Annotated in this window: 11 protein-coding genes; 2 read left to right on the top strand and 9 right to left on the bottom strand. The window is 47.9% G+C overall.

Going from position 1 to position 12860, the window contains the following annotated elements; all coding sequences use genetic code 11:
- Positions 1–8: 8 nt before the first annotated feature.
- From ACTHRH_RS12265 to ACTHRH_RS12250, 4 genes are read right to left on the bottom strand one after another with little or no spacing between them, the layout of a single operon-like run.
- Entirely contained in the window at positions 9–1964 is a 1956-nt protein-coding gene (locus tag ACTHRH_RS12265) for a heparinase II/III family protein (RefSeq protein ID WP_440415753.1), read from the bottom strand.
- A 60-nt stretch (positions 1965–2024) separates the two neighbouring features.
- Positions 2025–3602 (bottom strand): extracellular solute-binding protein, encoded by a 1578-nt coding sequence (locus tag ACTHRH_RS12260; RefSeq protein WP_440415751.1) that lies wholly within the window; start codon positions 3600–3602, stop codon positions 2025–2027.
- 30 nt (positions 3603–3632) lie between these two features.
- Positions 3633–4505: a carbohydrate ABC transporter permease gene (locus ACTHRH_RS12255; RefSeq protein WP_222126726.1), complete on the bottom strand. Its 873-nt coding sequence runs from the start codon at positions 4503–4505 to the stop codon at positions 3633–3635.
- Positions 4506–4513: 8 nt separating this feature from the next.
- Positions 4514–5497, bottom strand: coding sequence for an ABC transporter permease (locus ACTHRH_RS12250; RefSeq protein ID WP_440415749.1), 984 nt, complete (start codon positions 5495–5497; stop codon positions 4514–4516).
- A gap of 60 nt (positions 5498–5557) precedes the next feature.
- On the opposite strand from ACTHRH_RS12250, the gene ACTHRH_RS12245 reads away from it, so the two are divergent.
- Together ACTHRH_RS12245 and ACTHRH_RS12240 are read left to right on the top strand one after the other, a co-directional pair.
- On the top strand, positions 5558–7675 hold the full coding sequence (locus ACTHRH_RS12245; protein ID WP_440415747.1) for a helix-turn-helix transcriptional regulator: 2118 nt from the start codon (positions 5558–5560) through the stop codon (positions 7673–7675).
- A 177-nt stretch (positions 7676–7852) separates the two neighbouring features.
- Positions 7853–8974: a glycoside hydrolase family 88 protein gene (locus tag ACTHRH_RS12240; protein ID WP_440415745.1), complete on the top strand. Its 1122-nt coding sequence runs from the start codon at positions 7853–7855 to the stop codon at positions 8972–8974.
- Positions 8975–9078: 104 nt separating this feature from the next.
- On the opposite strand, the gene ACTHRH_RS12235 is transcribed toward ACTHRH_RS12240, so the two are convergent.
- From ACTHRH_RS12235 to ACTHRH_RS12215, 5 genes are all read right to left on the bottom strand, one after another.
- Positions 9079–10419 (bottom strand): tetratricopeptide repeat protein, encoded by a 1341-nt coding sequence (locus tag ACTHRH_RS12235; RefSeq protein ID WP_440415743.1) that lies wholly within the window; start codon positions 10417–10419, stop codon positions 9079–9081.
- 71 nt (positions 10420–10490) lie between these two features.
- The gene (locus ACTHRH_RS12230; RefSeq protein ID WP_379288791.1) at positions 10491–10925 is read right to left on the bottom strand and encodes a UPF0158 family protein; all 435 of its coding nucleotides are present in this window, start codon (positions 10923–10925) and stop codon (positions 10491–10493) included.
- Between the two features lie 188 nt (positions 10926–11113).
- The gene (locus ACTHRH_RS12225) at positions 11114–11755 is read right to left on the bottom strand and encodes a hypothetical protein (RefSeq protein WP_440415741.1); all 642 of its coding nucleotides are present in this window, start codon (positions 11753–11755) and stop codon (positions 11114–11116) included.
- A 332-nt stretch (positions 11756–12087) separates the two neighbouring features.
- Entirely contained in the window at positions 12088–12471 is a 384-nt protein-coding gene (locus ACTHRH_RS12220) for a retropepsin-like aspartic protease (RefSeq protein ID WP_144940078.1), read from the bottom strand.
- Positions 12468–12725: a hypothetical protein gene (locus tag ACTHRH_RS12215; RefSeq protein WP_144940076.1), complete on the bottom strand. Its 258-nt coding sequence runs from the start codon at positions 12723–12725 to the stop codon at positions 12468–12470. The genes ACTHRH_RS12220 and ACTHRH_RS12215 overlap by 4 nt, the downstream gene beginning before the upstream one ends.
- Between the last annotated feature and the right edge of the window lie 135 nt (positions 12726–12860).

Raw genomic sequence — 12860 nt, 5'->3', positions numbered from 1 at the left:
CGCTCCTCTCAAACCGGTTTATGAATGGTCATTTCCCTCTCCTTGACAACGACCTGATAACGTTCGCCGCAGTCGAATTCATAACGGCCGTCGGCGAATGGTCGAATCGATACGGCCGGGAGATGTTCCCCCCGGAAGGGCGCAAGCACCGTCAAGAAGGTCGCCGTTCCGCTGTAAGTCCCCTGGAACCGGACTCTGGTGGAGGCTCTTGCTATATCGTTGACATCGGACAGCCTCCCCGGCAGAAGCTCCGTATCTCCCCGCGGGTACGTATAAATCGCAAGATTGGCTATATCGCTTGCGGCGACGACCGCTTCCGGTACGATCTCCACTTCGGTAAAATCCAAATGAAAGTACCGCTGCACTTGGTTCTGCTCCAGCCCTTCCACGCGGTCCGCAATCACGACCAGCCGTTGATCGACCAGCGCCATATGGCGGTGATGGACAATCGGCTCATAATTCAAATGGTAAGCGCTTGCGATTTGGTAGAAGCCCCGGTCTTCCACATTGTAAATTTCTCCGATCTTCTGGGGTCCGTAGGCAAATGAGCCCAAATATTCGAAATGGTCCCTCTCGTCGATCAGAAGCGTGGAATGGTAGTTGGCGCTCTTGAATTGCTTGCGGTCCTCATCCTCCCGATAGCAGAAGACGCCGGGATCGCAGATCATGTTTTTGCCGAGCGCCGTAAAGTCGAAGCTCATGAGATCGATATGGGCATGGAAGTTTTGTATCGGACTTCTGCATGTAAACAGGAAGCTCAGTGCCTCCGAATCCCATCCGCTGCGGATAATCGCCTGATGAAGCGTCCGGTTCCAGAATGTCGTCAATTTATCGCACTCGTAACGCTTGCCTTGAAGCGCATTCAAATCGTGATAGAACCGGGGCACATCCAATGCCCGCCACACATGCTTGCCGGCCTCCCGCATGATCTCCCGGGTATCGATCAAGTTGGTCGCGAGCCCTAACCAGGTCAGATCATCCAACGCCATATATCCGTATACTCCGCCCATAATCGCCAGATGGTTCGCATGGGAATCCCCTACGGGGACGCATTTCCCGGTGGGCCGCAGAGAATAGATGGAATAGTCCAGGTTCTTGCGGAGCAGCTCCATATACCTCTCCGAGAACCTGAAATGAAAGCGCTTGGCCAGAACGACAGCAAGACCAAACCAGAACATGCAACCATTATGATAGGAAGGGCAGCCTTCGATCTGGCCGCCGTCTTCGGTCAATTGCGCCGCTGCACATCTTTCAATCCCATCGATGGCGAAGGCTTTCCACTCCTCCGCTTCCTTCAGCTCCGGGAAATAAAGCGCCGTTGTCAGAATCCCCAGGCATTCCATCAGAAAATGGTTATGATCGGCCTGCGGCCAAAGGATCGGCGATACCTTCCGCAAAATTTTGATTTGCTTGTAAACCGCCCATAGATATTGTTCCAACACCTCCTCTGTAAACAGCTCCGTATGCCCCAGATGCTCTAATACGAGCGGCCACGTCTTATAGCAGCGGATACCAAGCTCAAGCGCCCGCAGCGGATGGCATTTCGAGAAATAGTCGATCGGATAATCGATCATCTCTTCATGAATCTCGACGGTTTCAATCCAGTTCAGCAGCTCGTCGATGACCTTGCGCCCATACTTTTCCTCTTGCGTTAAAGAATAAGCCTCCAGCAAATCCTGCCAGTGCGTCATTCGATTGAGCTGCCACAGGAATTCATTATCGTTATGCCTGCGTTCCAGCCAGCACGGCGGGTTCCCTACAAATTCACGCACGCCGCCCGTACCCGGAAGCTTGATCATTCCCTTATAAGCTTCCTCTGCGTTGGCGATTGTTTCCTGCACGAGCTCCGGCATGTTCTCGGCAATGTATCGGCTCTTGGCCGCCATAGGCTCTAATCTGGAGCGCAAGTTAGCCAACAGCTCGCTTGAAGAGATCGGCTCTTTCAACAAAGCCCGGATATTCATCTTTACACCTCCTCAAGGGGTAGGCTGCAGGTTTAGCGGGCTGCAGCCTGACCAGTCTCGCTACTGCTTCATCTCGGCCATATACCGATCGTAAGCGGCCTGATTAATTTCCACCAAACGGTTGGCACCCAGCTTCTCGAGCTCTTTCACAAATGCCGCATGATCTACCGGTTTGGCGCCCAGAATCCATTGCTGCCTCGTTTCGACAATATAAGTTTCGACCTTCGGGAAGATCTTCTGGATTTCCTTCTGCTCCTCATTGGTAAATTTCAGAATAGGATATTTGTCCATAAATACATTGTTTTCTTTATATAAGTCAATGCCTTCTGTCGCCAGAGGAAGCGTCCATTGCTCTTCATAGAAATAATCCTGCTGGAAACCGAAGTTGGACTGGGCCCCTGTCTCGCGGATGACATCTACCGGCGCTTTGTCGGACTTCAATACTTTATCCGTGAAGATCGGCTTGCCGTCGACCATCGTATACGTGTCGCCTTCCATTCCGAAGTTAGCCATTCGGCGGCCCTCTTCCGTAAACCAGAAGTCGAAGTATTTAATCGTGGCCACCGGGTCCGGATTGCTGTGCGAGATCCCCCAGCCATAGTTTTTGGCACGATCGCGCTTGGAAGGTTCCTTCACCACGCCGTTGACGTCCGCCGGAGGAAGCATCGGCTCGAACCGGAAGCCCGGAATCTTGCTCGCCAACTGCTCGTTATAGTTCCCCGTCGAAGCGAAGAAATCATGCGTCAATCCGCCTACGTTATCCGCGAGCAGAATATCTCTCGCCTTGCTTCCCCGAGTGAAGATTTCTTTATCAATCAATCCTTCTTTATACCACTGGGCGATATTTTCCATGGCAACGCCGTAGTCGTCCTCCAACGGCCCGAATACCACTTTACCGTCAAATGCCCGATAATCCGGGTATGCATTCCAGAGCGCCATGAGTCCTTCAATTCCGATAGACGTATTTCTGTGGAAAAAGCCGACTTCATCCTTCTTGTTGTTGCCGTTCGGATCATTATTCACGAACGCCGTTAACACATTATGCAGCTCATCCACGGTTTTCGGTTCTTCCAATCCCAGCTTCTCCAGCCAGTCTTTGCGGATAAACCAGCCTTTCTCCGCTTCTCCATCCGCAACAAACGGGATGAACCATATGTTCCCGTCATTATCGGAGGCCGCGCTCCTTACATCGGGATTATCCTGAAGGAATTGCTTCAGATGGGGAGCATGCTTGTCGATCAAATCATTGAGCGGCAGGAAAGCTCCTTCCTGGCCGTATTGCAGGAAATCTTTGGATAGCGCTTGCATAATATCCGGCAGCGAACCCGATGCCATGACAATACTGAACGTTTCGCTGAAATCCGCGACCGTACTCGGCAGCGTTCCCTCCAGCGTGACATTGGTCATCTCCGCCGCCTTCACGAAGATGGGCCAATCGTTTTTAAATACTCCCGAGTCTTTCGTTCCCATGTGAACCTTCAATTTAAGCGGCTTCTCCGAAGCCAGGTACGGATTTTGGCTATTCTGTGCCGCCGTTTCCCCTTTGGACGGTGCAGCTTCTTTCGGAGCCTTCGAACACCCTGCCAGAGCACCCGCAATTATAGTGGTTGCCGTTAACAAATAGACGATTTTTTTCAAACCTTCCACCCCATTTTTAAAATAGTAGCATTATCCCTTGACCGCGCCTACCAGCATACCTTTGATAAAATATTTCTGAATATAGGGATACACAAGCACAATTGGAAGAATAGAGACGACGATGGTCGCATAAGTTACGGTTTCCGCCGATACCGTAGAGGTAAAGTCCAACGCGGCGGCAAACTCCGATTGCAGATCGTTCTCGACAATCATCTTCTTCAACAGCACTTGAAGCGGGATCTTGTCCATATCGGTCAGCATAATCATCGACCAGAAGTATCCGTTCCACTTCTCGATCGCATAGAACAAGCCGACTGTCGCTAATGCGGGCTTCACCAGCGGCAAGTAGACTTTGAGCAGTACCTGCAGATCATTGCCGCCGTCCACTTTCACCGATTCTTCCATTTCTTTCGGTATGGCTTCAAAGCTGGTGCGGAGCAGGATCACCTTAAAGGCGTTACAAGCAAAAGCGATTATAATGCCTGTCCGCGTATTCAGAAGCCCCAAATCTCTCAAAGTCAGATAGAACGGAATCATTCCGGCATCAAACCAGAGTGTTAACGTGACGAAGATCGTAAACCATTTTCTTCCCCTCAGACGTGTCTTCGACAGGGCGTAGGCTCCGCAGATCGTAAAGAGCATGGATACCGCCGTCCCGACTACGGTATAGAAAATGGTGTTAGCATAGGCCACCCATATTTCCGAATTGCCCAAAACCTGTTTATACGCATCGAGCGTAAAACCTTCGGGAAACAGGAGCACTTTGCCCGTAACGACGTTATACGGCATGCTTATGGACGCGGATAATACGTATATAAAAGGGTAAAGAGCCGCAAGCGCCATAATAGCTAGCAGAATATTATTGATGATCTTAAATATTTTTTCTCCTCTTGACTCAATCACACTATCACCTACCATAGGCTTGCATCGGTTACTTTTTTGCTAAGCTTATTCGCCATAATGACCAGGATAAGGGCTACGATAGAGTTGAACAATCCTACGGCAGTCGCGAAATCATATCTTCCGTCTATAAGCCCCGAGCGATAAACATAGGTGCTGATGACATCCGCTTTCTCATATGTTGCCGGCTGGTAGAGCAGAATGATCGTCTCATATCCGACGCTCAGCAGGTTGCCGACCTTCATAATGAACATCACGACAATGGTAGGCAGTATGCCCGGCAGCGTTACATAGATAATTTGTTTGAACTTGTTGGCCCCATCCATTTTAGCAGCTTCGTAGAGCTGTGTATCTATACCGGCAATCGCCGCGATAAAAACGATGGAAGCAAACCCCGTCTCCTTCCAGAGATTCATGGCCGTATATATTCCTCTGAAATAATCGGGATTGGTCAAAAAATAGATCTTCTCCATCCCGAGCTTCTCCAGGATAAGGTTAATCAGCCCGCTGTTCGGCGCCAGGAAAGTCGTTACGATTCCGGCGATGACGACTACGGATACGAAATGAGGCAAATAAGTCAGCGTTTGCACCACTTTCTTAAATCCCTGTCGCGTCACCTCGCTAATCATAATGGCCAATATAATTTGGGCCGGGAAGCAAATGATCAGTCCATATAAGCTGATGATGACCGTATTCATGAAGACTCTCGAAAAGTATTCGCTTCCAATAAACTCAGTAAAGTACTCGAAGCCTATCCAGTCGCTGCCGCCGATTCCTTTAAACAAGCTGAAATCTTTAAAAGCAATTTGGATGCCCCACATAGGAAAATATTTGAAGACTAGAAACCAGAGCAGGAAAGGAATTAGCAAATAGTACAGGATTCGATCTCGAATGATATCTTTTTTCAATTCTCTGAAATACGTTGCCCAGCTTCTCTTCGGCTTCGCTCTTTTGAATTTCGCCGACGGTTTCATTGGAGCTGCGGTATTGCTCATAGTTATCTTTCACCCCCCCCTTGGTCGGACGCGCAGAACAAGCACAACCACCAATTATATATGGATCAAGCCAGCAATTACGCGGACTTCAAGCTGCGCATTGCCATGGATTTCGTATATAAGGTTTCCACGCTGCAAAGTTTAATCGATTATCGCTATAGCGATGAAACGAGTTATTTGTACATTGCGAACCTGTACAATGATCTGATAGATCAGCTTCAAGGCTTTGGCCAGTTGGGGTTCACCCTGGGGATCACGAAGTGGACCGATAACCTGGTGATCACATCTGCCGGAACTTATAGCATTAAAGATTATTTAAACGAACTCGGGGTCCGCTCAGAGGTCTTGAACCGTTTCGAACAAATGCAGGGCGAATCGCTCGTGGCCAATACTTACGTTGTTCCGCAAGCGCTTTCCGAGAGGCCCGGCAAAATCGTGATGATTCATCAGACGATTAATTCGAAGCTTGATCCCCTCTACTTCTTTATCGTGGTAGACAGCGCTTCTTTACTGCCCGGGACATCGGAGCCGACGAACGGCAATTTCTATCTGTATACCGATCAGATCGTCAGCTCCTATACTCATAACAAGGAACTGAACCCGGAGATTCCGGCCGAAAGCGGGTGGGTCAACGATAAGGAAGATATGAACCCTATAAAGGCAGGATCGACCGTTAACTATATTTATCATTCGAAGGTGATCCCAAATCTAAACTATATTTACACCAGCGAATCGACTTCATTCAGCTCGATTTTCTTCGCCATATGGAAGACAGCGCTGTTCCCTGGCGTTGTTCTGCTGCTGCTGGGCATTATCCTCGCTTATGTGGCAACAAGGTCAAGCTATAGGCCGATTCGGCAGCTGCTACAGTTTCTGGATGAGCGGAAGGAATCGAACGGAACCGCGTCGGTGAATGAACATGATCAACAAATTCACGAGCTTGCTTACATTCAATCCAGCATTGAGCAGGTCTATTCCATCAATCATGCATTGCAGCATAAACTGGATCATTCTTTAATCCATTTGCGGGAGGATTTCTTTCGCAGGGGGATCTACGGAATCGCAAGCGAGGACTTTATTCGAGAGAACTTGTCCGCCCTGCAATTAGAGCAGTTTCAGGACGACTTGAAGCTCATGCTGCTGGAATGCGAAGGCATCGAAGCCTTGCATCAGACGATGCCCGCTTCCAATCTTCTCTTGATTTTCAATACGTTGATCAAGGAGACTCTGGACGGGTACGAGGATTTCTTTGTTCTGCCGCTGGACAAAAATAAATATGGTGTAATCTTCCACAGCATTTCATCCGAGTCCCTGCAGCGATTGGCCGAAACGGTGATTACCCGCATCGAACAGGATCTGTCGCTCGATATAACTGCATGCCTGTCCGATTCCTACCGGCTCCATGAGCTGACTTCCGCTCTGCAGGAGCTGCTTCGGTTGAGTAATTACCAGCATGCGAACGCCAATAAAGTGTTAACATCACAGGGCGTGAAAGATCTCGAAGCCAGCGTCGGCTATTATCCGATCGAGATGGAAGCGTCCCTGATTAATTACGTCCAATCGAACGAATTGGGCAAAGCCTACGATTTGCTCAGCCATCTGCTGAACAAAAATGTGAATCATTCCGCGATGGGGCCTGCAAGCCTGTCCAATCTGAAGCATTCGTTCCTGACCACCTTCAAGCGATGCTTGAATTCGAACGGTAAAACGTTGAATCAATTTACAAGGGAATATCCCGACCTGTTGAACGAGTTTATGGAGGTGCCGGTTTCGAAGTTTTCGGAAAAGACGTTCGCCTTGTTCGAATTGATTTTTAATTATTGCAACAAGGACAAGTTCAGCCTGGAGAGCTCCACCGCTTCGCAAATCTTCATGTACATCCATAAGCACTTCGATAAAGATTTGTCGTTGACGGATATTGCGAACCACTTTAATTTGTCCGAAAGCTATGTCAGCAAGCTGCTGAAAAACTCATTGGACATTAACTTCAAGCAATATGTCAATACGTTGAAGGTGAAGAGAGCGAAGGAGCTGCTTCACCAGGGCAATTATAAGGTTCATGAAGTTGCGGCGATTGTCGGATGCAATAATACCAACACCTTCATTCGAATCTTCAAGCAATATATCGGCGTCTCTCCGGGAGAATACGTCAAAAATCTGAATCAACTGTCAAGCTGATTCGGATCACGATTTTTTGCAGTCCGTATTCAATTTCTGTTCTTCGCCCAAAACCCGCGCTGCAGTGCCGTTTTTGGCGACTACAGCCAATAGTAAGGATGTACCTCGACCTCCTTAAGGATTACAATGAAAGCGCAATCTCGGCATCATTTCCAGTAAGAAAGGAGCAATCATCCAATGGACCATAGAGCGGATTGGCTGAACCATGCATATACGGAATCCTTGAACAAGATCCGGACCGTAAGCCGGAAAATCGGAGCGAGCTTCCCGCATGTATGCTTGAATGGAAGCTACAACTGTGAGGAAGCCTCCTTCTGGACTTCCGGATTTTGGGGAGGCTTGCTGTGGCTGGCCTATCGCGAAACGAAAGAGAAGTCTTTGAGAGAGCTTGCGGAAACGATCGAACAGAAGCTGAACGTTCCGCTGCATGATTTTTATGATATTCATCATGATGTCGGATTCATGTACCTGCCGACGGCTGTCGTTAACTATCAGTGGACGGGAAATGAAGAATCCCGGAGAATGGGCCTGATCGCAGCCAGCCATTTGGCAGGCCGCTTCAACCTTAAGGGGCAGTTTATCCGGGCATGGACGGATCGTGTGGACCCGAACAGCACGGGCTGGGCCATTATCGACTGCCTTATGAATCTGCCGCTGCTGTTCTGGGCATCGAAGGAGACGGGCGATCCCCGCTTCAGGCATATTGCCGTGGCGCATGCGGATACGGTGCTCAAGCATTTTGTAAGGGAGGACTGGATTGTCCCTCACATAGTAAGCTTTGACCCGGAGACGGGTGAGAAAATCGAGAACCTGGGAGGACAGGGACTCGGCCCGGATTCCGCGTGGTCGAGAGGCCAAGCCTGGGCCATCTACGGCTTCGCTATTGCGGCGCGCGAAACAGGCAAACCGGAATACCGGTTAGCAGCCCAAAATATCGCAAATTACTTCTTGTCCCATCTTCCTGAAGATCAAGTCCCTTATTGGGATTTCAGATCGGAAGACAAGGATAAGTTCGCCCGGGATTCCACAGCATCCGCCTGTACGGCAAGCGGCCTGCTCGAACTGAGTGCCCTGATGGAAGAGGAGTCCGAGAAGTCCTTCTACTACGAAAGGGCCCTGGCTATACTCAAAGGGCTGTATGACAACTACGCCGACTTCAGCAGCCGACAGGATGCCATTCTGACCAAAGGAACCGTATCGTATCCCGTCAACAAACATGTTAACGTGCCGATTATTTATGGGGATTACTATTTTGTAGAGGCACTCGGCAAGCTGCACGGTCACCCCGGGTTGTTCTAACCTGCAACAGCCCCCCGGCCATAGATGGTCAGGGGGGCTTGAATCGCAATTTTTGCCGACGAGCTAATTTCTCCGTTCCATATTTGTAATCCTATTATTACGCTTCATTCCCCTATCCACTGCTCTAAATCAAAATGTTTCAGCTTGGCTGCGCAACAAAACTTGAACTTCTGACCGCTGCCGCATGGACATGAAGCATAGACATTGGATGGGGTGAGTTTTTGCATTAGTGCTTTTCTAAGGTCGGATAAGTCTTCCATGTAATTAATTTCGACGATGCATGGAAGCCCGTATCGGTCACAGAGCCGCAGAATTTTCCCAGCCCTCTCTTCGGACCTTACATAGGCGACGATGGAGTTGTCGCCCTTACCTAACGGAGTTGCCAAACGGTCCGAAGCCGGCTTCATCCCCCCCTGCTTCGCTCGCCGAAGATAGGTATCCAGAGTTCTCTCACTGGGTGGAATTTCTTCCTTTCTGGGCCCCAAATACATTTCCGCTATTGGGTAGAAGGATTCCGGATCGTCCGGGAATACCTCCAGGTCCTGTAACTCCAATATCTGGTGCTCAGCCCCTGCTGCCGCCTCTTTAAAAGAATCCAGTGCCTCAATTTCTTCCTTGATCGGTATAAATGGAATGTTGTGGCCTGATTTCATATGAATATCAAATGAGTGCCACAGTCCGATCGCTAACATTTTCCTTAGATCAAGAATGGGGAGCTTGGTATAGTTCTGAGCGTATATCAGCATCATCCTGTAATGATAAGCCGCTGCTTCGGGCTCGTCCACCTCAATTAATAATTGGCCGAGTGAGTAATGAGATTCTACTTGAGTCGGGTCTACTTCAATAGATTTCTCGTAAGCTGCAGCAGCCAGCTCCGGTCTCCCCCCTTTCGAGTACAAGTTGCCCAACCGATTCCACAAATATCCGTCCTGACTGTTTTCACCAAGTTTTTTCAGAAAGTTATCTTCCGCGTCGGTTGCCCATCTAGGAGTAGTACCGTCATATAGTTGAATTTGGCCTATCATGAAGCTAGAGGAATCTTCCTCCTCGCCTGCAGTCGCCTTTAACAACCAACTTAATAGAAGAAACGGATCCTTGGTCTCCCAAAGGCCTGCTCCGTTACATTGTTTGCATCGAAAATATCCCGTAGTTTGTATATGATCGAACATGCTTTCATGTTGATCTTGACTATTTGACTGCCCATGTCCCACATTGAAAGCAATTAATCCGAGATCGTATTGTCCTTTTCTCCCACAATGACCACAAATTAACATCATTTTGTTAGCCTTAAACGGGGGGCTTATTTTCTTTTTATGCTTGGCAATAAGCTTCGCAAGTTTGCCGGGCAACCATTTGACCGTCGGAATATTCGGAATACCTGAAAGGGGTTCTCCTGTCAAGGTAGCGATCAGCAAAGGATTAATGGCCGCATGGGTATTTGCCATATAGATTTCCCGCCCTTCGTATGATGATTAGGTCGATCACTCGATTGGTAATTTTCCGAATATCCGCTATCCTAGTGATTGGCCTTGTGCTTTTCGTTCAGTTCATTATAGTCGATATCGAGCCTCTCCATCCAGGATTTAATCATTTCTTCCGCATGCTTGTATTCGAATTTGTTCCATTCGTCCCATAGATCCAATTCGTAAAGCACATCCTTAAACCTGCGAAAAGGTCGATGGCCATTAAGAGCGTCGAACAGCCTGTCCTCGGGATCGGATTCGGTACGCTGGGCAAATTTCGTCATCACATAAAATGCCTCATTCGAATCGATCTTTGGAATGTCGATATAACGTTCTTCATTCTCCTCGTCATCCCAGTCGATGCCAGGCTCCCCTGTATAAGCTTCGTCTATATCCAAAATAACTTGTCCGGTATACAGATCCAGGTAATAAGGATGCTCGAAGTTGTTATCCAGGTAGGCATCAACAAGCTCATCCATTAACTTCATATCAGTCAAACCCTCTTTCGATTTCAAACATATACTTATAGTTTAGCAGAATGATATCTGGTTAAACATTTGTTTTTCTGTGGTCAATGAAACATTTATGATAACATTGAACTCCGCACAGCTTCCGAAATTCATGCAAGCACATGGAAAAAGACGCCCAAGAGAGCGTCTCAACATGGTTAATGTATTTATTTACCCGGATTTTTGAGGGCATCCGGATACTCTATCGTTTTGAAAACTTCTTTAGTACTCTCGTCTTGAAGCTTAATAGCTACTTTACCCTCGTCGGACGCGCCTTCGAATATTTGATAGTACATAGCCGCTATAGCAATGCCTATGGATGCGAATCCGTCGAAGCTCTTTTCATAAGCAGCCCTGTCTACCACAAAGGTGACCTCCGAAAAGGATTCGTTAGGGATCACATCTTTGATCGATTTAAAATCTTGTCCGCTTTTCAACTCATCGATGCTTTGGTTAAGACTATCTCTCATTTCACCCAAGATCTTGGAATGAGTTTCCTTCGACATCGTATAAGTGAGTGATCCGTCATCATTCTTCTTTACCTCGTCAACACCCTGTTCTTTAGCTTTGGCAATGGTGTTTTCGATATTTTGTTCACCTTGGAACATGGATGCGGGTAATGTAATTTCTACAGTGGCGGGTTTGTTCTCCACCTGGGGAGTTTGTTTTGTATCCTCTTTCCCCGTTTCCCCCTTATTGGCGCCATCCTCGACAACAGGAGCATTCTCCCCGCTCTTCTGTTTCGGCTCCGAGCAGCCTGTAAACATCAAAGCAGCAACCGACAGAACAACAAACAGTTTTCCTCTCACAACTTCCACCCTTTTTTATTTCCCAGATCGGCTCCGGTATTCTCTCTCTAAATGACAGTCCATCCTATTTTATTACAAAATCTAGCAAATTGCGACTAGATTTTTGGGAGTAGGGAGTGGTTGACCTGAGTGAGTCCTTGGGACAGAAGCACCCCTTCCAGCAAATAAGAGAACCACCTTTACTGCTCTTATCATTTTTTCTTGAAGCTAAATGGAATTGATTTCATGCAATTGCAACAGATCTCTTGCTATAATATAGAGGCGATCTGTGAATTACAAATCCACAATTCGCCTCCGCATGTAGTTTATTTTGTTTTGGAGAGTGGCTCAACTCAATCTCTTTCAGCCACTGTCAATTCTCTGCAATCAATCACTAAACCGGCAGAATGGATAAAATCAAAGCCAAGGATGCCGTCAATCTCCATGCCGTAGTTCATTTCTCCGATCTCTACTTCAAAGCCTTCCAGAGTAACTTCCCCAATCCTTACAAAATCAAATAATTTGGAATAAACGACTTCTACTCCACCTACGCCCCTGATTCTGTTTAAAAAGTCACCCGGCTCAATCTTAACCCCAATGTTACCTACTACATCTGCGTTGAAAATCGTTCCTGCCGACCCTGTATCCAACAATACATTCCTTAAACGAAGATCTTCACCACGGTAACAAATGGTAACTTCGATAAAAGGTAGTCCGTACCTCACATGAATGTTCATCTAGGCCCGCGAACCCCCGCCCATTTCTCCCGAAGCTTTAGCTTTTTGCGAGATGTGTGAAAAAAACCGTACTCCCGGTAAGGCTGTGCCCGATGCAACTCATAGTAGCGTTTCATGGCGACACTTGAATCTTCAAATCGGTCAATGACAGCCACCTCATCGATAAGCCAGTATCCGTCCTCCGAACGGGACTTTATCGCCTCGCACACCACCCACTCGTCAGGAAATTGCTCACGAACCTCTTCCCATCGCATCTTGGCCACCTCCGGAGACTTGATTTGTATATACTTTCAGTATAGCATAATGCCTAGCCGAAGATAGATGCGGATAGATAGTATAAATGATGATTTGATTAATGGGTCGCGACCGAAGAGTGTGCTGAACTTAAT

The organism is Paenibacillus sp. SAFN-117 (genome assembly GCF_051966115.1).
Classification (GTDB): domain Bacteria; phylum Bacillota; class Bacilli; order Paenibacillales; family NBRC-103111; genus Paenibacillus_L; species Paenibacillus_L residui.
Note: the sequence above shows the minus strand (reverse complement) of the source record. Positions and strands in the feature narration are given on the sequence as shown.

What these genes read in the sequence shown, in the direction of transcription:
- ACTHRH_RS12265 (WP_440415753.1), bottom strand. Translation starts at nt 1,964, where the DNA reads ATGAATATCCGGGCTTTGTTGAAAGAGCCGATCTCTTCAAGCGAGCTG.
- ACTHRH_RS12250 (WP_440415749.1), bottom strand. Translation starts at nt 5,497, where the DNA reads ATGAGCAATACCGCAGCTCCAATGAAACCGTCGGCGAAATTCAAAAGA.
- ACTHRH_RS12245 (WP_440415747.1), top strand. Translation starts at nt 5,558, where the DNA reads ATGGATCAAGCCAGCAATTACGCGGACTTCAAGCTGCGCATTGCCATG.
- ACTHRH_RS12240 (WP_440415745.1), top strand. Translation starts at nt 7,853, where the DNA reads ATGGACCATAGAGCGGATTGGCTGAACCATGCATATACGGAATCCTTG.
- ACTHRH_RS12235 (WP_440415743.1), bottom strand. Translation starts at nt 10,419, where the DNA reads ATGGCAAATACCCATGCGGCCATTAATCCTTTGCTGATCGCTACCTTG.
- ACTHRH_RS12230 (WP_379288791.1), bottom strand. Translation starts at nt 10,925, where the DNA reads ATGAAGTTAATGGATGAGCTTGTTGATGCCTACCTGGATAACAACTTC.
- ACTHRH_RS12220 (WP_144940078.1), bottom strand. Translation starts at nt 12,471, where the DNA reads ATGAACATTCATGTGAGGTACGGACTACCTTTTATCGAAGTTACCATT.
- ACTHRH_RS12215 (WP_144940076.1), bottom strand. Translation starts at nt 12,725, where the DNA reads ATGCGATGGGAAGAGGTTCGTGAGCAATTTCCTGACGAGTGGGTGGTG.